The sequence below is a fragment of the Trueperaceae bacterium genome, from assembly GCA_019454765.1.
GTDB lineage: Bacteria > Deinococcota > Deinococci > Deinococcales > Trueperaceae > JAAYYF01.
On record JACFNR010000003.1, the window covers coordinates 49,789 to 73,710 of the forward strand.

Sequence of the window (23,922 nt, forward strand, 5' to 3'; positions counted from 1 at the left end):
CCGCCAGCGAGGAGCGTGACCGCCGCGCGGGCGCCACGACCCGCGCCGGCGACCTACCGCCTCACCAGGACCCCCGAACGCACCAGCGCCCCGAACGCCTCACGCTCGTCGCCCACGTCGACCTCAGGCGTGACGAGCAGCTGGTGTCGGTAGCCGGCGCGCACTATGGCGGCCCGGACGCGCCGGACGTGGCGACGCACCTCGTCGCGGTAGGCGGCGGCCTCCTCCGGGCCGGCGTCGAGCCTGGCACCCGTCTCCACGTCGTGCAACTCGAAACGGCCGGCCGGCGGGTCGAGCTCGCGCGCGGACACGAGCTGTAGGAAGCCGACGTCGAACCTGCGCGAGCGCAACGCCACGAGGCTCGGTTCGATGGGCGCGTCCTCGAGGAGGTCGGAGACGAAGATCACTAGCGCTCGACCGCGCACCGCGGGCAGGCGCCGGGCGAAGCTTACGAGCCCGCTGAGTGGACCTTGCGCCTCCCCGGCCAGGAGGGTCGCGGCGTCGAGGAAGGCCCATGTTGCCGCCATGCCGCGGCGCCCGCGGGCGCGTGGCGTGGCGCTCCCGTCCAGCAGGTGCAGTTGGGTGGGCGCGTCGCGCTGAGCGACGTAGGAGAGGAGGCGCACCAGGGTGCGGGCGTGCTCGAGCTTGCCGTCTTGGCCCATGCTGCGCGTGGTGTCGAGCAGCAGGTGCAACTGCACGGCCCTCTCGGCCTGGTAGAGGCGGGTGGTGAGCCGCCCGGTGCGGGCGTACACGCGCCAGTCGACGTAGCGGAGCTCGTCGCCGGGTTGGTACGGCCTGAAGTCGTGGAACTCCACGCTCTGGCCGCTCTCCGTGGAACTGCGCTCGCCGCCCACGCGCGAGAGCGCGCGCGAAGCGAGCGCGTAGCGGTCGAGGAGGGCTCGGGTGTGGCCCGCCAGCACGGCTCAGCTTCCCTTCTCGGCCTGGGCGATTACCTCCTCCAACACCGCGTCGGGCGTCACGCCCTCGACCTCGGCCTCGAAGCTCAGGAGCAGCCTGTGGCGGAGGGCGGGCACGGCGGCCCGGCGCAGGTCGGCGAGCTCGACGTTGGGCCGGCCCGCCGCGAGGGCGAACCCCTTCGCGGCCAGGGTCACGGCCTGGGCGCCGCGCGGGCTGGCGCCCAGCCGAACCAGCTTGTGAGCGTGGGTCGCCTCGACCAGGCGCACCACGTAACGCAGCGCGGGCTCGGCGACGGCCACCGCGCGGAGCATGGCCTGGAGCCGCAGGAGGTCCGCCTTGGCAATGACCTCGTGCGCCTGCGGTTCGCTGCTGCCGGTGGTGATGATGAGGATGCGCTCGAGCGTGGCGGCGTCGGGGCGCTCGGTGATCACCTTGAACAGGAAGCGGTCGAGTTGCGCCTCGGGCAGCGGGTAGGTGCCCTCCATCTCCAGCGGGTTCTGGGTGGCCAGCACGACGAACGGCTCGTCGAGCGCGTAGCGGCGGCCCGCCACCGTGACGGCGCGCTCCTGCATGGCCTCGAGCAGGGCCGACTGCGTCTTGGGGGTGGCGCGGTTGATCTCGTCCGCCAGTAGGACGTTGGTGAAGACCGGCCCGGGCTGGAACTCGAAGCGGCTCTCGTGACGGGCCTCGATGAAGACGTTGGTGCCGGTCACGTCGGCCGGCATCAGGTCCGGGGTGAACTGGATGCGGTTGTACTCGAGGGCGCACGCGTCCGCGAAGGTGCGAACCAGCTTCGTCTTGCCGAGGCCGGGCACGCCCTCGAGCAAGACGTGACCGCGCGCCAGGGCGGCCACGATCAGCTCCTCCACCACCCGCTCCTGTCCGACCACCACGGCGGAGATCGCCGTGACGAGGCGCCGGAACGCCGTGGCGAAGTCGTCGCCGGTGAGGCGCGGCGTTGTGGGGGGTACGTCCGTCATCGTCACCTCGGGAGGGCGCGGGCGCGCGTGGAGCAGCGCGGCGGGGCGCCTTGGGTAGGGGGAGTATAGCCACGCCGCCCCCGCCACGCCGTCTCGGCTAGGTCACTGCCTATGACGCCCGGGCATACGGGTAGACTGGTCGGCGTATGAGACCGGCCTACGGGCGTGTGACCCTGCGGCCGCTGGAGGAGTTCTCCGACGCCGACTGGCGCCGCCTGCAGAGCCACTTCCGCGACCCGGAGATCGCCTACTTGAACGGCACGCCGCCCAACCGCATGCCGCTATGGCTGCTCAAGCGCCTGTTGAAGAGCGACTCCAAGCGCTCGGACCGCGCCACCTTCGGCATCTTCGACGAGCGCGACGACTTCATCGGCACCACCGAGCTGTACGACGTGCGTGGCGACCAGGCGACGCTCGGCATCATCATCGGCGAGCGCACGCACTGGGCGACGGGGTACGGTCCCGAAGCCATGCACGCCCTCCTCGGCTACGCCTTCGACGCCCTCGGCATGGCCCTGGTGCGCCTGAACACCTTCGGCGACAACGTCCGCGCCCAGCGCGCCTTCAAGAAGGTGGGGTTCCACGAGGTCGACAGGCGGGTCGACGCCTCGGGCCGCGTCGACGTCCGCATGGAGCTGCTGCGCGCCGACTGGCGCCCCGCCCCCGCCCCTCGCGTGACGGGGCAGTCCAAGGTGCCCCTCACCTGACGCGCGCTTCGCGCGCCGGGTCAGTCGCTGCTGCCCTCGAAGTAGTCCTTCACGGCTCTCGCCGCGGCCAGTCCCACTCCCGGCACGGCGGCGAGCGTCTCGAGTTCCGCCCCCTTCAACTCCTCCACGCTGGAGAAGTGAGCGAGGAGCGCGTCGCGGCGCTTAGGCCCGATCCCGGGCACGTCGTCAAGCAGCGAGCGCGTGGCCGACTTCCCGCGACGCTGGCGGTTGTAGCCGACGGCGGTGCGGTGCGCCTCGTCGCGCACGTGCATCAGTAGCCGCAGTGCAGGGTGGCTGAGCGGCACGAGCACCTCCTCGCCCGCCTCGGTTATGAGCGTCTCCTGCTTCTTGGCCAGGCCGACGAGTGGCACCGTGACGCCCGCGTCTGCGAGGGCGCGCTTGGCCGCGCCCAACTGCCCCTTCCCCCCGTCGATCAGCAGCAGGTCGGGCGGTGGGAGCTTGTCGGCCAACGCTCCGGTGAAGCGCCGGTAGACGACCTGGTGCATGCTGAAGAAGTCGTCGGCCTTGTCGAGGTCGCGGATGCGCACCCGGCGGTAGTCGCTCCGCTTGGCGCGTCCCCCCTCGAAGGCCACGATGCTCGCCACGGTGTGTGTGCCCATCAGGTTCGAGATGTCGTAGCCCTCGATGCGCCACGGCGGATCCCGCAGGGCGAGGAGCCGCTGCAGGTCGCCCACGCCCGGCGCCTCGCCGCGCCGCTCGAGCAGGGCGATCTCGGCCTCGACGCCCGTGACGGCGTTGCGGCGCGCCAGCTCGATGAGCTCCACCTTGTCGCCCCGTTGCGGCACCCTCACCTCGACCTTCTTGCCGGCGCGGGCGCTCAAGAAGCGGTGCCACACCTCCTGGTCGAGCTCGGATGGCGGCAGGAGCACGCGCGGCGGGAGCTGCGTCGCCACGCCGTAGTAGTCGCCCATGAACCGCTCGAGGATCTCGCCGTCGTTGGCGTTCTCGGCGTTCGTCATCAGGCGCTTGTCGCGCCCGACGACCCGGCCGCGGCGCATCTGGAAGAGCTGCACCATCGCCACGTCGCCCGCCTTCGCCACCCCGAGGAAGTCGAGGTCGTCGCTACCGGCCATCACGACGCTGGTGTCGTAGCCGGTCAGGCGCTTTACGGCGTCGAGCCGGTCGCGGTAGGTGGCGGCCAGCTCGAAGTCGCGGCGTCGCGCCGCCTCGCGCATCTGCCCCTCCAGCCGCTCGACGATCTCGCCCACGCGCCCCTCGAGGAAGGCCTTCACGTCGGCGACGACCAGCGCGTACTCGGCCGGGTCGGCCCACCCGACGCACGGCGCGAAGCAGCGACCCATGTGGTAGCGGAGGCAGGGGCGTTTGCGGCTCTCCATGGGCACGCCGCTGTTCTTGCGCAGCTTGAAGACGCTATAGACGAGGTCGAGGACCTGCCGGACGGCGCCCGCGCTGGGGTACGGCCCGAAGTAGGTGCCGCCGTCCTTCACGACCGTCCGCGTGAAGATGAGCGTGGGGTACGCCTCGTTGGTCAGCTTGAGGAACGGGTAGCTCTTGTCGTCCTTCAGCAGCACGTTGTAGTGAGGCAGGTGCCGCTTGATGAGGTTGGATTCGAGGATCAGCGCCTCGACCTCGTCCTGCGTGACGATGAACTCGAGGTGACGGGCCGCCCGCGTGAGGAGGCGCGCCTTCTGTCCCGCCTGCCGCCCGAAGTAGCTGCCGACGCGGCTACGCAGGTTCACCGCCTTGCCGACGTAGAGCACGGTCTCGTCCGCGCCGTAGAACAGGTAGCAGCCGCTGGAGGTAGGGAGGACGGGCAGGTCGCCGCGCTTCACGTGCCGATTCTACGGTGGGGTGCCGCCGCCTCCGGTCGCGCCCCGGCGTCAGAGGTCGAGCAGCATGGCCTCGGGGTTCTCGAGCAGGTCGATGACGCGGCTCGTGAACATGGCGCCCTCGGCGCCGTCCACGAGGCGGTGGTCGAAGGAGAGGCTCAGGTAGAGCATCTGCCGCGCCGCGATGCTGTCGTCGGGGAGCACCACGGGGCGCTTCTTGATCGAGTGGACTCCGAGGATGGCCGCCTCGGGCACGTTGATGATCGGGAAGGAGAAGAGCCCGCCGAGGCTACCGATGTTGGTGATCGAGAAGGTGCCGCCCTTCATGTCGTCGGGCGCCAGTCTGCCGGCCTTGGCGGCGTCCGCCAGCCGGTTCACGTCGGCAGCCAGCTCGGCGATGGTGCGGGCGTCCACGTCGCGCACCACGGGCACGACCAGCCCCGCCTCCGTGGCCACGGCCATGCCGAGGTTGTAGTAGCTCTTGCGCACGATCTCGTTCGTCGCCTCATCCAGGCTCGAGTTCAGGGCCGGGTACTCCGCCAGGGCGGCGGCGACGGCCTTCATGACGAACGGTAGGTACGAGAGCCTGACGCCCCTGGCGGCGGCGCGCGGCTTGAGCTTGTCGCGCAGCGCCACGAGCGCCGTGACGTCGGCCTCGTCCACGTGCAGCGCCCGCACGGTGTGGAGGTGCGAGGCGACCATCTGGTTGGAGATCAGGCGTCGCAGGCCGCGCAGCGGCACGCGCTCCTCGCGCGCCTCGTAGCCGGCGGGCGTCCGGTAGGGCGGCACGGGCGGCAGGCCGCCCTGCGCGGCGGCCGGCGCGGGGCCGGCAACGTGCTCGCGGACGTCGTCGACGCGCACCCGGCCGTGCGGGCCGCTACCGACCACCGCGGCCACGTCGACGCCTAGCTCGCGCGCCAGGCGGCGGGCCGCAGGGACCGCGACGACCCGCCCGTACGGCCCCCGCGCCCCCGGAGTCGGCATCGCGGCTGCGCGTGGGGCCGCCTCGGCAGTGGCGGCCCCGGCGCCCGCCCTGGCGCCGGGCCGCCGCAGTCGCGGCAACTCCTGGTCGCCCTTGTCGGCCGCCGGCTTGAAGAGGCTGAGGCTCTCGCCGTCGTCCGCCGGAGGCGCGCCGGCGGGGCGCTCGGGCGCCGCGGCCGGCGCGGGCGGTGCGGGCGGTGCGGCGGCCGCCACGGCGGCTGCCGCTCCGGCGGCCCCGGCGTCGGCGAAGAGCGCGATGGGGGCGTGCACCTGCACGACGTCCCCCTCGGCCGCCAGCTGCTTGAGCAGCACGCCCGCGTACGGGCTCGGCAGCTCCACCGTGGCCTTGTCGGTGAGCACCTCCGCGACGGGCTGGTCGAGGGCGACCGTCTCGCCCTCCGCCACCAGCCAGCGGACGATCTCGCCCTCCACCACCGATTCGGCCAGTTCGGGCAGCCGGAACTCTCTCGCCATGCGCAACTCCTCGTCGGCCGCGCCGTCGCGGCCGCTCAGTCAGTAATCGAGCGCGTGCTGCACGGCCCGCATGATGCGGGCGGGGCCGGGCAGGTACTCGCGGTCCTGGGCGTAGGGGTAGGGCGTGTCGAAGCCCGTCACGCGGAGCGGGGGTGCCAGGAGCTGGTCGAGGAGCTCCTCGGCGATGGTGGCGGCCACCTCGCTGATGAAGCTCGCGCTCCTGGGCGCCTCGCTGACCAGCACCACCCGACCCACGCGCGCCACCGCCTCGAGCACCGTCTCCTCGTCCCACGGCGCCAGGGACCGCAGGTCTATCACGTGGGGCGAGAACCCCTGCTCCACCAACGCCTTAGCGGCGCGGGTCGTCTCGGCCATCGAACCGCCGTAGCTCACGAGCACCACGTCGTCACCCCGCAGCCTCACGGCCGCCTTGCCTATGGGGATCAGCTCGTCGGGGTCGTCGGAGAGTTCCTCCTTGACGGCGCGGTAGAGCCGCTTGGGCTCCATGAAGACGACCGGGTCCTCGTCCCTGATGGCGCTCTTCAGGAGGCCCCTGGTGTCGGACGGGGTGGACGGGAACACCACCTTGAGGCCGGCCGTGTGCACGAAGTGCGCCTCCGGGCTCTGCGAGTGGTGATGGCCGCCCTTCACCCCGCCGCCAGCCGGCATGCGCACCACCATGGGGGCCGTGAACTGGCCGCCGGAGCGGTACCTGAGCTTGGCGACCTGCGACACGAGTTGGTCGAACCCCGGGAAGACGTAGTCGGAGAACTGGATCTCGGCCACGGGCCGCAGCCCGTGCACCGCCATGCCCAGAGCGGCGCCGATGATGGCCGCCTCCGAGAGCGGCGAGTCGATCACGCGGTCGGGGCCGTACTTATCGAACAGCTTCTCCGTGGCGAGGAACACGCCGCCGCGCTTGCCGACGTCCTCGCCCACCACGACGACGCGGTCGTCGCGCGCCATCTCCTCGTCCAGGGTCCGCGCTATCGCTTGGACCATCGTCACGGCACTCATGTGCGGCACCTTCCTAGTGGCGTCAGCCGAGCAGGTCGGCGCGCTGCTTCGCGAGGGCGGCGGGCACGTCGGCCAGCACGTCCTCGAACATCGCGGCCGTGGGCACCGGACCGGCGGACTCGGCTTCCTTGACGGCGGCGGTCACCTGCGCCTCGAACTCGTCCCTGGCGGCACGCTCCGCAGCGTCGTCCCACTCCCCGCGGCGCTCGAGGAAACGGCGCATCCGGCCGAGAGGGTCGCGCTTGCGCCACCGCTCCACCTCGCCGCGCGGCCGGTAGACGGAGTCGTCGTCGGCCGAGGAGTGCCCGCCGTAACGGTACACGAGCATCTCCACGAGCGCCGGGCCCATGCCGTCGCGCGCCCGCTGCACCACGTCGCGCATCACGTAATAGCAGGCGAGGGCGTCCATGCCGTCGACGAAGTAGCCCGGCATGCCGTAGGCGTGCGCCTTCGTGTAGACGCTCTCGGCGCCCGTCTGCTTCTCGAAGCCGACGCTGATGGCGTAGCGGTTGTTCTGGCACACGAACACGATCGGCGCGCCCTGGGCGGAGGCGAAGTTGACGCCCGCGTGCCAATCGCCCTCGCTGGTGGCGCCGTCACCGAACGTGCAGACGACCACCTGACCGGTGCCGCGCAGCTTGATGCTGATGGCGGTGCCGGCGGCCGGCGGGACGTGCGAGGCGATGGGCGACGCCACGGAGAAGACGTTGAGCTCCTTCGAGGCAGGGTGATAAGGCATCTGGCGACCGCGGCTCGGGTCGGCCAGCGTGCCCATGGACTGACCCATCGACTCGACCGGCGGCAGGCCGACGGCAGTGACCAGGGTGACGTCGCGGTAGTAGGGGAAGAGCCAGTCGAAGCCCGGCTTGATGGCGTGCGCGACGCCCACCTGCGCGGCCTCGTGCCCCGCGCTGGGCGCCACGAAGCTGACGCGACCCTGGCGCTGCAGCCGCCCGAGGCGCTCGTCCATGACGCGCCCGAGGAGCATGTGCCTGTACATCCCGACCAACTGCTCCGTGCCGAGGTCGAGGTCGAACGGGGCGATCCACTCGCCGGCCTCGCTGATTACCGAGATCGGCTCTTCGGTGAACGGCTGGAAGAGCTGGGACTCCAGGATCATACGGGCCTCCCTTCGTTCGTGTTCCGTCCTGCCGGTTCCATGCGGGCCGCCGGCCCCGCACAAGCGAACGCCCCGACGGCTGACGTCGGGGCGAGCGCCGGGCGGGCGCGGACCATGGAGCCGACGTCTAGTAGCGACGCGGCGTGCGCACGGGCGCGAGTCCCGAGGAGGCGCCTCGCGCGGACGCGCGGCGCCACCGGGCAGGCGTGCCCGCTGTTACGCGTGAGGGTGGTCTTCGCCGTGGTCATGTTCGCCTCGTCCGGTTCGCGGGTTCGGCTTCCGCACGCCGACCGTCGCCTCGACCGCGGGGCTGGCTGACCGGCGGTCACGCTCCGGTCGTTCCTTCGAGCGTTGGCACACCATAGCACCCGTCCCGCCTCGGCGCCGTAGCAGACTTCCCACCCGGGGAACCGGCGGCACCACCCCCACGGCGCCCCTCTCACCGAAGTGATATGAGAAGGCGTGCTTGCCCGTCACCCAGGCCCGCGCGGCCCGTCCCCGCGGCCGTCACGCCCTGGCGCCCGCACTGACGGCGGGGCGAGCTGATGTCGCCCCTGCTCCGGGTCCTGCTCGCGCTGGCGACGCTGGCCGCGCTCGTGCTGCTCGCGGCCGTCACGTCGAGCAGCGCCTGGCTGTGGCTGCTGCTGGCGGCCGCGGCGCTTCTCGTCGTCTACGCCCGCAGCGGCGCCTACGCCGCCCTGCTGGTGGGCGGGCTCCTGGCGGGGGCCGCCGTGGGCACGCTCCTCGAGGTGGCGTTCAGGTGGCAGGGCTCGTTCCTGGTCAGCGTCGGCGCCGCGGCCCTCACGGTCGAGGGCCTCGAGAGCCGGCCCGGACACTGGCCGTTCGTGTTCGGCGTCGCCTTCCTCCTCGTCGGCGCCGTCGTGACGCTGGCCCAGTTCGGTCCGCGCGGTTACCTCGCCGCCAGCCTCGCGGCCGCCGCCGTCACGGTCGCCGTCACGGTCCTGCGGCGGCGTTAGCCCCGTCGGACCGCAGGCGTCCCCGGTAAGCCCCAGCCAGCGGGTAGACTGGCACTCGACTGAAGACCGCGTGAGCGGCGGAGGAAACATGGAACAAACCATCAACAGGGGCCTGGACGGCGTCTACATCGACACGAGCGGCGTCTGTTTCATCGACGGCGGCAAGGGTCAACTCGTCTACCGCGGTTACGACATCAACGAGCTGGCCGACAAGGCGAGCTTCGAGGAGGTCGTGTACCTGCTGTGGCACGGCGCGCTCCCCGACTCCGCCCAGCTCGAGGCGTTCAAGGCCGCGATCGCGCCGCACTACCACGTGCCCGACGCCGTCTACGACCTCTACCGCGCGCTGCCGCAGGGTCACTCGCCCATGCACGCCATCCGCACGGCGGCCTCCCTGCTCGCGCCCTACGACGAGGACCCCGACGGCGTCGACGAGGCGAACGTCCACCGCATCGGCACGAAGCTCCTGGCGCAGTTCCCCACGCTCACGGCCGCCTTCGAGCGGGTGCGGCGCGGCCTCGAGCCGGTTGCGCCCCGCAGCGACCTGAGCCTGGCGGGCAACTTCCTCTACACGCTCACGGGCGAGGAGCCGTCGGCCGCCGCCACGCGCGTGATGGACGTCGCGCTCGTGCTACACGCCGAGCACGGGTCGAACGCCAGCACCTTCGTCGCGCGCGCCACGGCCTCCACCCTCACCGACGTCTATAGCGCCATCACGGCGGCCGTCGGCGCCCTCAAGGGCCCGCTGCATGGCGGCGCCAACACGGCCGTCATGAAGGCCCTCGAGGGGATCGGCAGCGTGGCGGGCGTCGAGCCTTACGTCATGAACATCCTCTCTCAGCCCGGCGGTCGCGTCATGGGCTTCGGGCACCGCGTCTACAAGGTGCTCGACCCGCGCGCGCAGATCCTCAAGGAGGTCAGCCGCCAGCTGGCCAAGGAGTCGGGCGACTCGAAGTGGTTCGACATGAGCCTCGAGATGGAGCGGGTCATGGACCGCGAGATGGCCAAACGCGGCAAGGCCGTCAAGCCCAACGTCGACTTCTTCTCGGCCTCCGTCTACCGCATGCTCGGCTTCCCCGGCGACATGTACACGCCCATCTTCGCCGTGGCGCGCGTGCCGGGCTGGATGGCGCACCTTTACGAGCAGTACGCCGACAACCGCATCATGCGCCCCCGCCTGGTCTACTCCGGCCCGATGGGCCTGAAGTTCAAGCCGCTCGCCGAGCGCTGAGGCGCCGCAGGGAGGGCGCGGCCCGCTCACGGGGCGGCGGCGCGCACCTCCAGCGACGCGACGAACGCCCGCAGCCACCCCGCGTACCTGGCGGGGTCGTGGTTCCACGCCTCCACGTGCTCCACCCCCGGTAGCCGCAGGTAGGTGAGGGGCGTGCGCACCTCGCGCGCGAAGGCGTCCACCGCGCTGACGGGCACCGTCGAGTCCTCCTCGCCGGCCACGAGCAGCACCGGCACGCCGATGCCGCCGGCGGTGCGCGCCTGCTCGAGGCCCGCGAAGTCGACGCCCGTCCGCAACCCAGCCACGAACAGCGCGAGGCGCGTCAGCGCGCCGGGGAACGGCAGGCCGGCCTTGACGGCGCCGACCTCGACGACGTCGCTCGGGCTCACCAGGGGCGAGTCGAGCACCAGCCCGACGACCTCCGGCGCCGGCGCCGGCCAGCGCTCCAGCGCCTCGAGCGCCACCGCGCCGCCCATGGAGAGCCCGTAGAGGATCAGGCGGCCGTGACCGCGCCGCGCCAGCTCCAACGCGCCCACCAGGGCGTCCTGCCATTCGCTCGCGCCGTAATGGTAGAGGCCGTCCGGGCTGGGGTCGCTGGCGTCGTGGTTGCGGTAGGCGAGCGCCAGGACGGGCAGGCCGAGCTCGTTGAGGGCCTTCGCGAAGCGGAGCGTCTCGATGAGCTCCCCGCGCCTGCGCCCGTGCAGGAGGAGCACCGCCGTCCCCTGCTCCGCCGGTAGGTACCAGGCCCGCAGCCCGCCAACGGGTCCGTCGAGACGCAGCTCCTCGTAGGCGATGCCGAGGTCGGTGGCCGGGTCGTGCCGGTAGTAGAAGTTGTCGATGCGCCCCTTCAACCCCGCGGCGGGTGGCGCGCCCTCGCGCAGCTCCACCGCGCGCGTGACCGTGGCGCCGTCGTCGGCCAGGACCTCGCGGAGGGCCCCGTGACCGCCCTCCCACAGCAGCAGGTAGGCGCCCGCGGCGCGGGCGTTGGCGTGCTGCGCGGGCGCCGCGCCGCCAGGGAGCTCGACGCCGTACCTACCGCCCGTCAGGTCGGTCACGCGACCCAGCTCGAACTCGGGCGCCAGCCCGTAGGGTTGGGGCACGACGACGCGGCCCGCCAATACCCACCCCACCGCGCCCAGCGCGAGCACGGCCAGGACGGCGAGGGCGACAACGGTCCACAGGAGCACCCTGAGGCTCACCAGTCGACCGAGCCGTACGTGTCCTCGCGGTCGGGGCTGGTCGAGAACATGGCGACCGGGACGCCCGTGTGCGCCTCGATGAGGCTCAGGTAGTCGTGGACCTCGCGCGGCAGCGCCGAACGGTGCCCTAGCCCGCGCAGCTCGCCCCAGCCGGGCAGCTCCTCGTACACCGCCCCGCCGGGGCCGTGATCGACGGCGACCCGCACCCGCTCCAGGCCCGAGAGCACGTCGAGCTTGGTCACCACCAGGCCGTCGAAGCCGTTGACGTCGCAGGCGAACCTGAGCTGAGGCAGGTCGAGCCACCCGACGCGCCGCGGCCTGCCCGTCGTGGTCCCGAACTCGTCCCACTGGTTGACGCCCGTTCCGCGCAACCGCGCGGCCATGGCCTCGTCGGTGACCTCCGTCGGGAACGGCCCGTGGCCGACGCGGCTCGTGAACGCCTTCACGACGCCGTACACGCCCGTGAGGGCCTTGTGGCTCACCCCCGCACCCACGAGGATGCCGCCGACGGTGGGGTGGCTCGACGTGACGTACGGGTAGGTGCCGTATGCCAGGTCGAGCATGGTGCCCTGCCCGCCCTCGAACAGCACGCGCTCGCCGCGAGCGAGCGCGTCGCGCGTCAGCGCGCCCGTGTCGGCGACGAGCGGCGCAAGGCGGTCCCTGACCTCGGCGAGCTCGGCGAAGGCCGCGTCGACGCTCGTCCAACCGACCCGCGCGGTCGAGTTCGGCTTGGCCTCGAGCAGCCGCGCGAGGCGCTCGCGCAGCACCGCCTCGTCGGTGAGGTCGCCGGCTCGCACGCCGATGCGGCGCGCCTTATCGGAGTAGGCGGGGCCGATGCCGCGACCCGTGGTGCCCACGAAACCGCCCCCCTCGTCGTTCTTCTTGTGATGCGGCAACACGAGGTGCGCCTCGGTCGACACGAGCACGCGCCCGGGGTCGCGGCGGGCGCTCAAGGCGTCGAGCTCCTCGAGGAAGGTCCACGGGTCCACCACCATGCCCCCGCCCAGCACCGACGTCGGCCCGTCGTGCAGCGTGCCGCACGGCAGGTGGTGGAGCTTGAAGACCTCGCCGCCCACGACCACCGTGTGCCCGGCGTTGGCCCCGCCGGAGTAGCGCACGACCAGGTCGGCCTCGGCCGCCAACGCATCGACGACCTTGCCCTTGCCCTCGTCGCCCCACTGGGCGCCGATCATCGCGATTCCAGGCATTCACCCTCCCCGCCGGCCGCGGCGCGCCGCGCCCGGCACCGGCATCCGTACCCGGGAGCGTACCAGGTGCCGCCGGCGCGGCGACGGTGGCGGGCGGAACGCCGCGGGGGTAGCCTGGGGGGCGTGACCGACTCCCTCAGGCCCCGCGTGCTCTTGAGCACGGGCACCAGCAACCGCACCACCGGCCTCCTGCGCGAGGACGCGCTCACGGGCCGCAACTACTCGCAGGCGGTCGCCGCCGCCGGAGGGCTCCCGACCATGGTGGCGGTGCTCGACCCCGCGCTGGCGCCAGCGTTCGCGGCCGGGCACGACGCCCTGCTGCTGACGGGCGGCGCCGACGTCGACCCGGCGCTGTTCGGAGCCGCTCCCCACCCGGACCTCGGCAGCGTCGACGAGCGGCGCGACGCCTTCGAGCTGGCCCTCTACAGCGCCTTCCGCGCCCTCGGCAAGCCCGTGCTCGGCATCTGCCGCGGGCATCAGGTCATCAACGTCGCGGAGGGCGGCACGCTCCACCAGCACGTGCCGGCGCTACCCGAGGCGTGGCAGCACGACCAACGCGACCTGCGCGGCGCACCGCTGCACCCCGTCCGCCTGGCGCCGGGCAGCCGCCTGGCAGAGGCGTTCGGGACCACCGACGTGAGGACCAACAGCTACCATCACCAGGCGATCGCAGAGGTGGGAGCCGGCCTCAGGCCGGTGGCCCACGCGGGCGACGGCCTGGTCGAGGCCGTCGAGGAGCGCCACGGCTCCTGGGTGCTCGGCGTCCAGTGGCACCCCGAGATGGCGTTCCGCGAGCACCCGGAGCACGCCGCCCCGTTCAGGCTGCTGCTCGCCGCCGTCGCCTTCGCCGGCACCCGGGCCTGAGCCGCGCGCGGGCCTGGCCCGCGCGCGCCCAACCGCGCGGCTAGGCGCGCGTCGCGGCGCCCCAGTCGACGCGCGGCGCAAGGTCCTTGACGATGGTCTCCAGCGCGCGCCGGTCCTCGATGTCGAAGTTGGCCACGGCCGCGCTGTCGAGGTCGAGTACCGCGACGACCGCCCCATCCACCACGATAGGCACCACGATCTCGGAGCGGGAGCGGTCGTCGCAGGCGATGTGGCCCGGGAACTCACGCACGTCGGGCACCACCTGAGTGCGGCGCTCGGCGACGGCGGCGCCGCACACGCCCCGCCCCACCGCGATCCGCACGCAGGCGGGCCTACCCTGGAACGGCCCCAGCACCAGCTCGCCCCCCTTCAACAGGTAGAAGCCGGCCCAGTTCAGGTCGGGCACGTGGTCGAAGATGGCGGCCGCGGCGTTGGCGAGGTTCGCCAGCCAGTCGTCCTCGCCCTCCGTGAGGGCGAGGACGTAACGACGCAGCGCCAGGTAGCGGTCGTTCTTGCCCGCGCCCGCCCCGAGCGGCGGGACGTAGGCGACCTCGGCGCCGGGCGCGCCGCTGCCGGCCGGTCCGGGGGGAGTGGTGGGACGCATGTCCAAGAGGTTACTCCCGGACGCCCTGCCCGGATGGCGCGAGCCGGACGCCCCACGTTGACACCGGGGCCGCACCTGTTACACTCTGCGCCATGACTAACCCGCTCCAGGGAGGTGGTGCCATGGACGATGGCTACGGCTATGCCTACGCCCGTCGCTTCGACCGCCCCTCCCTAGCGGCAGGTAGCGCCCGGCCCTAGGCCCGGGCGCGCCCCCAGCACAACCAGTACCCACCCGCGGCGGCGCAACGCTTCGCTGTCCGGGCTTCGCGGGTCCCACGCTCACCAGGCCCGGCCCTCCGCGCCGGCCTCGGCCCACCCAGGAGTTTCACCATGGTCATCGTCATGGCCAAGAACGCCCCTCAGGAATCGCTGGAGCGCGTCCTCGGCGAGATCAAGCGGTTGGGGTTCACGCCCCACGTGAGCGCCGGGGAGTCGCGCACCCTCGTGGGCGCCATCGGCCCCGCCCCGACGGAGGAGGTGCGTGAGCACCTGGCCGCCCTGCAGGGCGTCGACACCGTCATGCGCATCTCGAAGCCGTACAAGCTGGCCTCGCGCGAGTTCCGGCACGACGACTCGAGCGTCACCATCGGCACGCCCGGGCGCGGCGCGGTGAGGACGGGCAACGGGACCTTCGTCGTGGCCGCCGGCCCCTGCGGGGTCGAGAGCGCCGAGCAGCTCGCCGGCGCGGCCGCGATCGTCAAGAAGCATGGCGGCGCCGTGCTGCGTGGCGGCGCCTACAAACCGCGGACCAGCCCCTACGCCTTCCAGGGGCTGGGCGAGGAGGGGCTACGGCTCCTCGCCGAGGCGCGGGAGGAGACCGGCCTGCCCATCGTCACCGAGGTGACGGCGCCCGAACTGGTGGCCACGGTCGCCGCCACCGCCGACATGCTCCAGATCGGGGCGCGCAACAGCCAGAACTTCGCGCTCCTGGCCGAGGTGGGCAAGGCGGGCAAGCCGGTGCTCTTCAAGCGCGGCATGAGCACCTCGATAAGCGAGTTCCTGCAGGCGGCCGAGTACGTCCTCAGCCAGGGGAACGCGAACGTGGTGCTGTGCGAGCGCGGCATCCGCACGTTCGAGACGAGCACGAGGTTCACGCTCGACGTGAGCGCCGTCCCGGTGCTGAAGGAGCTGACGCACCTGCCGGTGTGGGTCGACCCGAGCCACGCCGCGGGCCGGCGCGGCCTGGTCCCGCCCCTCGCCCTGGCGAGCGCGGCCGCCGGCGCCGACGGGCTCATCGTCGAGGTGCACGCCAAACCCGAGGAGGCCAAGTCGGACGCCGCGCAGCAGCTCGACGACGCCGAGTTCGGGGAGCTCATGGCGCGCCTCAGGGGCGTGGTCGCCGCTCTCGGCAAGAGCCTGTAGGTCAGTGAGACCGCGCGCGCTCTTCGGCACCGTGGTGGTGGCCGGCGTCGGTCTCATAGGGGGCTCGATCGGGTTGGGCACGAGGCAGCGGTTCCTCGCCGACAGGGTGATCGGCTACGACCGCGACCCCGGCGTGCTCGACGCCGCGCGCGGCCTTGGCGCCATCGACGAGGCGCAGCTCGCGCCCGGGCCCTGGCTCCGTCAGGCCGACCTCGTGGTGTTGGCCACGCCGGCGCGCACCATCGTCCCCCTGGGGCGCTCGCTGCTCCCGCACCTGGGCGAGCGCACGATCGTCACGGACGTGGGCAGCGTCAAGGCGCCGGTGGTCGAGGGGATGCGCGGCGCGCGCTTCGTGGGTGGCCACCCCATGGCCGGGAGCGAGCGCGGCGGCGTGCTCAACGCCGACGCTGCGCTACTGGAGAACGCCGTGTGGGTGCTGACGCCCGAGGCGGGTGTCACGGACCCCGCGGCGGCGGCGGCGGTCCTGGCGTACGTGGAGGCCCTCGGCGCGCGGCCCATCCAGGTGGAGCCGGAGCAGCACGACCGGCTGGTGGCGACGGTGAGCCACCTCCCCTACCTGGCGTCGGTGGCGCTCACGGCGCTGGTGGACGACGGCGAGGAGCGCGCCCTCAAGATGCTGCTGGCGGCGGGCGGTTTCCGCGACATCACGCGCGTGGCCAGCGGCGACCCCGTCATGAGTCGCGACATGGTCGCGGGCAACCGCGTGGCCGTGCGGGAGGCGCTGCACGCGTTCCGTGGCCAGCTCGAGCGCCTCGAGGAGCTGCTCGACGCGCCCGACGACCTGCTGGCGGCCGGCGAGGCGGCGAAGCGCACCCGCGACGGCATCCCCATCGTCAGGCGCAGCCTCCTGCCCGCCAGGCACGAGGTCGTTCTCGCCGTGCCCGACCGACCGGGCGAGCTGGCGCGCATCACGGCCGCGTTGGGTGACGCCAACGTGAACGTCAAGGACATCGAGGTGCTCGGCATCCGCGAGACGGGCGGCGCGCTGCGCATGGCGTTCGAGACAGCCGACGACCTGGTGCGGGGCGTGGCCGCACTGCGCGACGCGGGGTACGAGGCGCGGAGCCGCAACGGGACGCACTGACGGGCCGCGCCCGGGTGGCGTGCGCCGCCGCGACGCCTCCATGCCCCCCGCCGGCGTCTGTTACGGTCTGAGGATGCTACCTGAGGCCCAGGGGGCGCCCCACGGGCGCGGCCCCGCGCGAACCGTCCGGACCCTCGCCCGCCGCGCCCTCCTTGCCGCCCTGCTCAGCGCCTTGGCGCTGAGCGCGTGGTCGGGCGCGGCCTTCGCACAAGCCGCCGACCCCGGCGGGGCGCCAGCGCCGACCGGCGAGGCGGACGTCGTCGAGGGGAACCTCGCGGACGACGCCACGCCGGCCCTGTTCTCGGTCGGCCTGGCGGCCGGCTTCCCGTCCTACCAGACGGTGGCGTTGGCCGTGTCGCTGCAGGCCGAGTTCGTGGGGGCGCAGCTGAAGGGGAGCTGGACCCCGGCGGGCGTCTACCTTGGCGGCCAGTTGCGGGTCTACCCGCCCGTGCCCGTGCCGGTGCCCCTCTACCTCGGCGTCGGCGGCGGCGTCTACGGCAGCAACGGCAGCTACCACTTCGTGCTGGGCGCCCACGTCCCGCTCGGCAAGGCGCTCCGGCTCGACCTGGAGGGCGGGGTCGCCAACGTGCCCCAGCTCGCCGAGCGGGCCTGGGTGCCGCACCTCGCCGCGGGGCTGAGCTACGCGTTCCCCGTGTCGCTGGCGCCCGGCGGCGAGGGCCCCGGCACCCGGTCACCGGCGGAGCCTGGCCCGGGCGGCGGCGCCTGCACGGCTCCTGGCGAGCCGGACGGGGATCTCATCCCGGCCGTCATCGACGCGATGGTCGACGACTGGATCCTGAGCGCCAGGGCCACGTACGGCAGCGTCTACCGGGGCCTCGACTACCGCTACTCGATCAAGGGCGTCCGGTTGAGCGGGAACGCGGCGAACGTGACGGTCGCCTACTCGGGCAGCGTGGAGGAGATCCTGACGGGCGCCCGCCACAGCGCCTCGGGCGAGGCCCGCGTGAGGCTCGACTGGACCGGCTGCGGCTGGCGCGGCGGCAGCGTGGAGTACTGACCCCCGAGGTGGCGCAGGCGCGGCCCGCAACGCCTCATGCGTAGGGCGGAGCTGTTCGCCCTGGCGCTGGAGCGCGCCACGACCTACCTGGATAGGCTCCGGCCGGGTTGGCGGGCCGAGGGGCTCTCCGCGCCCGAGCTGACGGCGCTGCTGGAACTCTGGTACCTCCGCACGCGCTTCGCCTACCGCCTGCCCCTCGAGGCCATCGTCGCGGCCTTGGGCTCGGAGCCGGCGTCGTCCCTCCCCGCCGAGCGGGGCGACGAACCGCCCGACCGGTGAGGCGCGCGCCCGCGACCCACCCGGCCCGGGCTCAGGCCAGCTCGAAGAGCGCCGCCATGCCCTGGCCTCCCCCGACGCACATGGAGATGATCCCGCGGGCGGCCCCACGCCGCCGCATCTCGGCGAAGAGGTCCGCGGCGATGCGGGCGCCCGTGGCGCCGAGCGGGTGCCCGATGGCGATGGCCCCGCCGTTGACGTTCAACTTCTCGTCGGGGACGCCGAGCTCCCGCTGGCAGTAGTAGGCCTGGCTGGCGAACGCCTCGTTGATCTCGACGAGGTCGACGTCGTCCAACGACAGGCCGGTCTTGGCGAGGAGCTTGCGGATGGCCGGCACGGGTCCTATGCCCATGACCTCCGGCGCCACGCCCACCACGGCGGCCTGCACGAACCTGACCAGCGGTCGCAACCCGAGCGCCTCCGCCTCGCTGGCGCGCATGATCACCGTCATGGCCGCGCCGTCGTTGAGCGGGCTCGAGTTGCCGGCCGTGACGGTGGCCGCCTCGTCCTGCGCGAACACGGTCGGGAGCGCCAGGAGCTTGGTCAGGTTCGTGCCGGCGCGCGGCCCCTCGTCCTGCGTCAGCTCGACGTCGTGCCACGCGCCTGCCTCGTCCAGCACCCTCGTTGCGACGGGCACGACCTGCTCCGCGAAGCGGCCCGCCGCGCGGGCAGCCAGTGCCTTCTCGTGGCTGGCCAGCGCGAAACGGTCCTGCTGCTCCCGGGTGATGCCGTAGCGGCGGGCCACCTCCTCGGCCGTCTGGCCCATCGTGTGGTACGCGCCCGGCTTCCTGCGCGCGAGCTCCCTGTTGATCGACAGTTGGTGGCCGCCCATGGGAACGCGGCTGGTGCAGTCGGAGCCGCCGGCGAGGACGACCTCGTTCATGCCCGTCGCGACGGAGTGGACGCCCTGCACGATGGTCTGGAGGCCGGAGGCGCAGAACCGGTTGATGGTGGCCCCGGCCACGGCGTCCGGCAGCCCTGCGATCTCGACGGCGAGCCGCGCCAGGTTGTAACCCGCCTCCCCCTCCGGGTGCGCGTTGCCGACCAGCACGTCGTCGACCCGGGCCGGGTCGAGCCCCGGCGTGCGTTCCAGCGCGGCGCGGATGACCAGCGCCGCGAGGTCGTCGGGGCGCGTGTCCTTTAGCATCCCCTTGTGGGCCCGCCCCACGGGGGTGCGGATGGCGGTCGTGATCACCACGTCTTGCACGCTGCTCTCCTCCTCGGTTCGAGCCGGATCGCCGCCGCTCGTGATGCCGTTCGCGGCGTGCAGGCGGCCGTCGGGCGCCTCAGCGCCTCAGTTCGTGTGCCACGGCCTTATCACGATGGCGCCGTCCTTCAGGTGCGCCACCTCCGGACCGTCGCCGGCCGCGTCGTTCCCGCCGGCCTGCGCCAAGGCGTTGCCGATCCGCAGTTGCGGGCTCATGATGCGCTCCGCCCAGATGACGGCCTTGTCGTTGCCGCTCGCGCCCGCGTGGGCGAGCCCTCGGAGGGTGCCAACCACGATGATGTCGTCGTTGGCGAGGATCTCCGCGCCGGCGTTGACGTCGCCCAGGACCACCACCGACCCCGTCGAGTCGATCTTGCCGCCGGAGCGCACCGTTCGCGCCACGATGACGGTCTCGCCCCGAGCCTGGATGATGGCCGTCGGGGGCCGCACGTCGACGAGCTCGCCGCCCGCCGCCGCCACGCGCTCCGCGATGGCAGCGAGCAGACGGTACGGCGTGCGCTCGTTGACCTCGACGAAGACCTTGTCCTGGATCAGCTCGGCGTGCGCGTCGAGCACGGCGGTGACGCCGGTCGCGTCGTCGCCCGGCTCCAAGCTGAGCAGGATGCCACCACGGGTACCTCGGGCTTTCATGATTACTCCGGCACCTCCACGCCTCGCAGCCTCCAGTAACCCGCCAGGAAGTCCCGCGCGATGGGGACGGACACGCGCGAGCTGGAGCCGCCGTACTCGATGAATACCACGACCGCGACCTCGGGAGCCTCGTAAGGTGAGAACCCCATGAACCAGGCGTGGGTGTAGTCGCCGCCGCGCGACGTCTGGGCGGTGCCCGTCTTCCCCGCCACGCTCACCGGGAACACGCGCGGCCCCAGGACGTTGCGCGACGGGAAGTCGGTGAACATCAGCCGCATGCCCTCCTTGAGGGTCGCGTAGTAGGCGCCGGGCACCTCGTGCCTCGTCGGCACGACCGGCACGTCCCCCACCTTGGCCACCAGGTGCGGTTCGGCCGCCACGCCGTCCATGGCGACCGTGGCGATGAGCTGCGCGACCTGAAGGGGCGTGGCGAGGACGTCGCCCTGCCCGATGATGGTGTTGAGGGTGAAACCCGGCAACCAGCCGTGGTCGTACTGCGGCTGCGCCCTCACCCACGCCTGATCCGGGATGCGCCCGGGCTTCTCCTCCGGCAGGCCGACCTCGAGGCGGGCGCCGAAGCCGAAGTCGCGCGCCCGCTCGACCACGTCCGAGATCAAGGGCGCCCACCCCACCCCGAAGTCGGGGGTGACGGCCGCGGCGTGCCAGTAGTAGGTGTTGCAGCTGTCGGCGATGGCCTGCTTGACGTTGTAGGCGCCCTTGCCGTAGGTGTCCCAGTTGCGCCAGGTGATGCCGCCGAAGGTGAAGGTCGCCGAGCACTGGTAGCTGGTGTTCGGCCCCACGTAGCCGTCCTCCAGCAGGGTGGACGACGTGACGATCTTGAAGGTGGAGGCCGGCGCGTACGCCTCCACCGCCCTGTTCGAGAGCGGCATGTTGCGCGAGTCCGTGAGGATGGCCGTGACGGCCTCCGGATCCGACGGCCTGCGCGTGAAGACGTTCTGGTCGAAGGTGGGGGCGCTGGCCATGGCGAGGATCTCGCCCGTGCGGGGGTCGAGGGCGATGATGGCCCCCTTGAGCACGCTCTCCGCGGGCAGGTTCACGCGCGCGCGGTCGGCGTTCACGTAGTGCAGGGCGCCCTTCAGCACGTCCTCGGCCAGGCGCTGCACCCGCGGGTCGAGCGTCAGGGTCACGTCCCGACCGGGGAGCGCCGTCCGCACCACCTTCGACGCCACCTCGGCCCCGCGGTTGTCGACCTCGACGAGGCGCGTCCCCGCCGCGCCGAACAGGATCTCCTCGAGGCCGGCCTCCAGGCCCGTGACGCCCACGAGGTCGTTGTTCGAGTAGCCGGGGTTGCGGGCCGGGTCGGCCTGGGACGTGTAGCCGACGGTCTGCGCCGCCAGGTTGGTGGGGTAGGTGCGCTCGAGCCTCTCTCGCAGGTAGAGGTTGGGGCTGAGCGCCACGCGCTCCTCCACGGCGCTGACGAGCTCGTCAGGGATGTTCCACGCGAGGACGGCGCCGTTCTGCGCCTCCTCGGGCTTGGCGGGGTTGGGTTGCCGCGGCTCCCCCTCCACGCCGAGCAGGGCGGCAAGGTGCTCCCAGTCGTTGATCGGGCCGCCCCGGTACAGGAGGTCGTAGGCGACGCGGTCGTCGGCCAGCACCGTGCCGTCTCGCGCCAGCAGCCGTCCGCGGAGCGGGACGATGTGGCGCTGCTGCGTGGCGTTCTGCACCGAGCGCGCCGTGAACTCCTCGACCATCACGAGTTGCAGGTACATGAGGCGCGCCGCCAGTAGGGCAAGCACGGTGAGGAGGGCCGCGAGGAGGACCCTGATGCGCCCCTGCATCAGCTGGGCCCCTGCATCAGCTGGGCCCCCGCATCAGCTGGGCCCCTGCATCAGCTGGGCCCCTGCATCAGCCGGGCCCCGGCAGGGACGCGCCCCCGCGGAGGCCCGGCGCGCAGCCCCGGCCGCGGCGGCCGGGCGCGGGGGCGCAGGCCGCCAGCGGGTCACAGGAGCTCCTTCTGCAGCACCCGGCTGCGCTCGAGGAGGGCCGCCCCCCACGGCAGCACCAGCAGTCCGGCCGCGACGGTTAGGACGGTCTCCACCAGCGCCACGGCGCCGGCCCGCCCGAGGGAGCCGACGCTTCCCGACAGCCAGACGATCACGCCACCCATGACCACCCACTTGCCGAGACCGGCAACGAACACCACCAGCATGCGCTCGAGCGTGCCCGCGTTGGAGAGCTGGGCGCGCACCATCGACCCCGCCAGGGCCGCCGCGGCCAGGGCGAAGGCGTGTGCCCCCAGGACGCCGCTCCCCACGATGTCCTGCAGCATCCCCACCCCGTAGGCGACGAGGACGAGCTGCCACGGTGGCACCCGCCATAGCAGCGTGAGGACTGCCAGGAGGAACAGGTCGGGAGGCGGGATGGGTGCCAACAACGCCGCGAGGAAGCCCTGCGCCACGACCAGGATCAGGTAGAAGAGCACGAGGCGCACGGCGCAAGTGTAACCAACCGGGCCCGGCCCGACGGTCGGACCCCGGGCGTCACTTCCCGAAGACGTTCGGGAGCTCGTCGAGCGTCACGAGCACCTCCCGCGGCTTGCTCCCCTGGTGCGGGCCGACCACGCCGAGAGCCTCGAGCGAGTCCATCAGCTTGCCCGCCCGGGCGTGCCCCACGGAGAGGCGTCTTTGCAGCCGCGAGACGCTGGCCTGGCCCTCGTTGATGACCAACTCGGCGGCGGGGCGCAGCTTGTCGTCGTTCCAGTCGATCAGGCCGGTGGCGGTCGACTCGTCCGCCGGGGGCGGGTCGAAGTCCGCGCCGTACGCCTCGCCGAAGTCGTCATCGAAGTACTGGCGCCTCAGGAAGTCGGCCAGCCGCTGGATCTCGTTCTCGCTCACGAACGGTCCCTGCAGGCGCACGGCCTTCACCAGGCCGGGCTGGTAGTAGAGCATGTCGCCCATGCCGATCAGGCGCTCGGCGCCCATGGAATCGAGGATGGTGCGCGAGTCGTGGCTGCTGGACACCGCGAACGCCATGCGCGCGGGGACGTTCACCTTGATGAGGCTGGTCAGGATGTCGACCGACGGGCGCTGCGTGGCGAGGATCAGGTGCATGCCGGTGGCGCGCGCCATCTGCGCCAGGCGCATGATGGCCGACTCCACCTCCTTGGGGCTCGTGATCATGAGGTCGGCCAGCTCGTCGATGATGATGGCGATGAAGGGGAGGGGCGGCAGGTCGAGGCTCTTGGCCTTCTCGTTGTACTGATCGAGGTTCTTGGCCCCGAGCTTCGACATCATCTTGTAGCGCCGCTCCATGTGCGTGACCGTCCCGAGCAGGACGCCGGCGGCGTCTGCCGGGTTGGTCACCACCGGCCTGAGCAGGTGGGGGATCCCGTCGTAGGGCGTCAGCTCCACCATCTTGGGGTCGATCATCAGGAGACGCATCTCCGTGGGGAGGAAGCGGTAGAGCAGCGACGAGATGAGCGTGTTCACGGCGACGGACTTGCCGGAACCGGTGGAGCCGGCGATCAGCAGGTGCGGCATGCGTGTCAGGTCGCCCACCATCATCTCGCCGTCGATGGAGCGGCCGAGCACGATGGGGATGCGCGCCTTGGAGCGACGGTAGCTGTTCGACGCCACGGCCTCCCTGAACCGGACGAGCTCGCGGTGGGCGTTGGGCACCTCGAGCCCGATGACGCTCTTGCCGGGGATGGGCGCCTCGATGCGCACGGAGCCGACCGCCATGGCGAGGGCCAGGTCGTCCGCCAGGTTCGCGAAGCGGCTGATCTTCTCGCCCGGCGCCGGTTCGACCTCGAAGCGCGTGACGGACGGCCCGCGCACGGACGAGGTGACGCGACCGCCCAAGCGGAAGCTCGCCAGCGTCTCGTCGATCTGCCGCACGCGCTCCAGGTTCTCGGCAGCCGTGGCCCGTGGGTCGAGGCTCGGCCTCTCGGGCTCGTCCAACAGCTCGAGCGGGGGCACCTGTATCGGGATGGCGCCGACAGCCACCGCGGGCGACTCGCCGACCGGCGGGTCGCGGCGAGGCGCGGCGGCGCCCCCTCCTGCCCGCGCCGGCCCGCGCCCGGCCGGGGCCGGGTTCCCGCCGAACCCATCCGCGGCCCCGCCCGCCCCGGCCCGCGCCCCGACAGCATCGGACGCGTCGAGCACCGCCCCACGGTCCACGGACGCTGCCGCGCCGGCGGCCGCCCCGGCGTCAGGGTTGCCCGCGCCCCCGGCAGGGGCGTGCCCCCGGC

The 23,922-nt window shown here is 72.7% G+C and carries 22 protein-coding genes; 8 read left to right on the forward strand and 14 right to left on the reverse strand.

Annotation, left to right across the window (positions count from 1 at the left end):
- Positions 1-53: 53 nt before the first annotated feature.
- Both H3C53_01725 and H3C53_01730 read right to left on the reverse strand, forming a co-directional pair.
- Complete coding sequence (locus H3C53_01725; GenBank protein MBW7915398.1) at positions 54-920, reverse strand: DUF58 domain-containing protein; 867 nt, start codon at positions 918-920, stop codon at positions 54-56.
- 3 nt (positions 921-923) lie between these two features.
- Positions 924-1,898, reverse strand: coding sequence for an AAA family ATPase (locus H3C53_01730; GenBank protein ID MBW7915399.1), 975 nt, complete (start codon positions 1,896-1,898; stop codon positions 924-926).
- 146 nt (positions 1,899-2,044) lie between these two features.
- Between H3C53_01730 and H3C53_01735 the strand changes: the two genes are divergently transcribed.
- Positions 2,045-2,605, forward strand: a complete 561-nt coding sequence (locus H3C53_01735) for a GNAT family N-acetyltransferase (protein ID MBW7915400.1) — start codon at positions 2,045-2,047, stop codon at positions 2,603-2,605.
- A gap of 20 nt (positions 2,606-2,625) precedes the next feature.
- Here the strand turns inward: H3C53_01735 and uvrC are convergent, their stop codons facing one another.
- The 4 genes from uvrC to H3C53_01755 are packed head-to-tail and all read right to left on the reverse strand — an operon-like array spanning position 2,626 to position 8,008.
- Positions 2,626-4,419: an excinuclease ABC subunit UvrC gene (uvrC, locus tag H3C53_01740; protein MBW7915401.1), complete on the reverse strand. Its 1,794-nt coding sequence runs from the start codon at positions 4,417-4,419 to the stop codon at positions 2,626-2,628.
- Between the two features lie 48 nt (positions 4,420-4,467).
- Positions 4,468-5,871: a 2-oxo acid dehydrogenase subunit E2 gene (locus tag H3C53_01745; GenBank protein ID MBW7915402.1), complete on the reverse strand. Its 1,404-nt coding sequence runs from the start codon at positions 5,869-5,871 to the stop codon at positions 4,468-4,470.
- 39 nt (positions 5,872-5,910) lie between these two features.
- A complete protein-coding gene (locus tag H3C53_01750) occupies positions 5,911-6,888 on the reverse strand; it encodes an alpha-ketoacid dehydrogenase subunit beta (protein MBW7915403.1) in 978 nt (325 codons plus the stop codon).
- 22 nt (positions 6,889-6,910) lie between these two features.
- The gene (locus H3C53_01755; protein MBW7915404.1) at positions 6,911-8,008 is read right to left on the reverse strand and encodes a thiamine pyrophosphate-dependent dehydrogenase E1 component subunit alpha; all 1,098 of its coding nucleotides are present in this window, start codon (positions 8,006-8,008) and stop codon (positions 6,911-6,913) included.
- Positions 8,009-8,553: 545 nt separating this feature from the next.
- Here H3C53_01755 and H3C53_01760 point away from each other — a divergent pair.
- Both H3C53_01760 and H3C53_01765 read left to right on the forward strand, forming a co-directional pair.
- On the forward strand, positions 8,554-8,985 hold the full coding sequence (locus tag H3C53_01760; GenBank protein MBW7915405.1) for a hypothetical protein: 432 nt from the start codon (positions 8,554-8,556) through the stop codon (positions 8,983-8,985).
- Between the two features lie 88 nt (positions 8,986-9,073).
- Entirely contained in the window at positions 9,074-10,216 is a 1,143-nt protein-coding gene (locus tag H3C53_01765; GenBank protein MBW7915406.1) for a citrate synthase, read from the forward strand.
- Between the two features lie 26 nt (positions 10,217-10,242).
- On the opposite strand, the gene H3C53_01770 is transcribed toward H3C53_01765, so the two are convergent.
- Both H3C53_01770 and H3C53_01775 read right to left on the reverse strand, forming a co-directional pair.
- Positions 10,243-11,415, reverse strand: a complete 1,173-nt coding sequence (locus tag H3C53_01770) for an alpha/beta fold hydrolase (GenBank protein ID MBW7915407.1) — start codon at positions 11,413-11,415, stop codon at positions 10,243-10,245.
- Positions 11,412-12,623 carry an adenylosuccinate synthase gene (locus H3C53_01775; protein ID MBW7915408.1) on the reverse strand — a complete coding sequence of 404 codons (1,212 nt, stop codon included), beginning with the start codon at positions 12,621-12,623 and terminating at the stop codon, positions 11,412-11,414. Before H3C53_01775 ends, H3C53_01770 begins: the two co-directional genes overlap by 4 nt.
- 189 nt (positions 12,624-12,812) lie before the next feature.
- Here H3C53_01775 and H3C53_01780 point away from each other — a divergent pair, with 189 nt between their 5' ends.
- On the forward strand, positions 12,813-13,487 hold the full coding sequence (locus tag H3C53_01780; GenBank protein ID MBW7915409.1) for a gamma-glutamyl-gamma-aminobutyrate hydrolase family protein: 675 nt from the start codon (positions 12,813-12,815) through the stop codon (positions 13,485-13,487).
- Positions 13,488-13,527: 40 nt separating this feature from the next.
- Here H3C53_01780 and H3C53_01785 read toward each other — a convergent pair whose 3' ends face one another.
- Entirely contained in the window at positions 13,528-14,091 is a 564-nt protein-coding gene (locus H3C53_01785) for a GAF domain-containing protein (GenBank protein MBW7915410.1), read from the reverse strand.
- A 332-nt stretch (positions 14,092-14,423) separates the two neighbouring features.
- Here H3C53_01785 and aroF point away from each other — a divergent pair, with 332 nt between their 5' ends.
- From aroF to H3C53_01805, 4 genes are all read left to right on the forward strand, one after another.
- Positions 14,424-15,455 carry a 3-deoxy-7-phosphoheptulonate synthase gene (aroF, locus tag H3C53_01790; protein MBW7915411.1) on the forward strand — a complete coding sequence of 344 codons (1,032 nt, stop codon included), beginning with the start codon at positions 14,424-14,426 and terminating at the stop codon, positions 15,453-15,455.
- Positions 15,456-15,459: 4 nt separating this feature from the next.
- Positions 15,460-16,560, forward strand: coding sequence for a prephenate dehydrogenase/arogenate dehydrogenase family protein (locus tag H3C53_01795; protein ID MBW7915412.1), 1,101 nt, complete (start codon positions 15,460-15,462; stop codon positions 16,558-16,560).
- A gap of 73 nt (positions 16,561-16,633) precedes the next feature.
- Entirely contained in the window at positions 16,634-17,578 is a 945-nt protein-coding gene (locus tag H3C53_01800) for a hypothetical protein (protein MBW7915413.1), read from the forward strand.
- 36 nt (positions 17,579-17,614) lie between these two features.
- Entirely contained in the window at positions 17,615-17,857 is a 243-nt protein-coding gene (locus H3C53_01805) for a hypothetical protein (GenBank protein ID MBW7915414.1), read from the forward strand.
- A gap of 31 nt (positions 17,858-17,888) precedes the next feature.
- Here H3C53_01805 and H3C53_01810 read toward each other — a convergent pair whose 3' ends face one another.
- The 5 genes from H3C53_01810 to H3C53_01830 form a co-directional block, all read right to left on the reverse strand.
- Entirely contained in the window at positions 17,889-19,061 is a 1,173-nt protein-coding gene (locus H3C53_01810; GenBank protein MBW7915415.1) for a thiolase family protein, read from the reverse strand.
- A gap of 87 nt (positions 19,062-19,148) precedes the next feature.
- Positions 19,149-19,712: a septum site-determining protein MinC gene (locus tag H3C53_01815; protein ID MBW7915416.1), complete on the reverse strand. Its 564-nt coding sequence runs from the start codon at positions 19,710-19,712 to the stop codon at positions 19,149-19,151.
- 2 nt (positions 19,713-19,714) lie between these two features.
- A complete protein-coding gene (locus H3C53_01820) occupies positions 19,715-21,511 on the reverse strand; it encodes a penicillin-binding protein (protein ID MBW7915417.1) in 1,797 nt (598 codons plus the stop codon).
- Positions 21,512-21,672: 161 nt separating this feature from the next.
- Entirely contained in the window at positions 21,673-22,164 is a 492-nt protein-coding gene (mreD, locus tag H3C53_01825) for a rod shape-determining protein MreD (protein MBW7915418.1), read from the reverse strand.
- 49 nt (positions 22,165-22,213) lie between these two features.
- Positions 22,214-23,922 (reverse strand): DNA translocase FtsK (locus tag H3C53_01830; GenBank protein MBW7915419.1); only part of this gene is annotated, 1,709 nt, incomplete at its 5' end.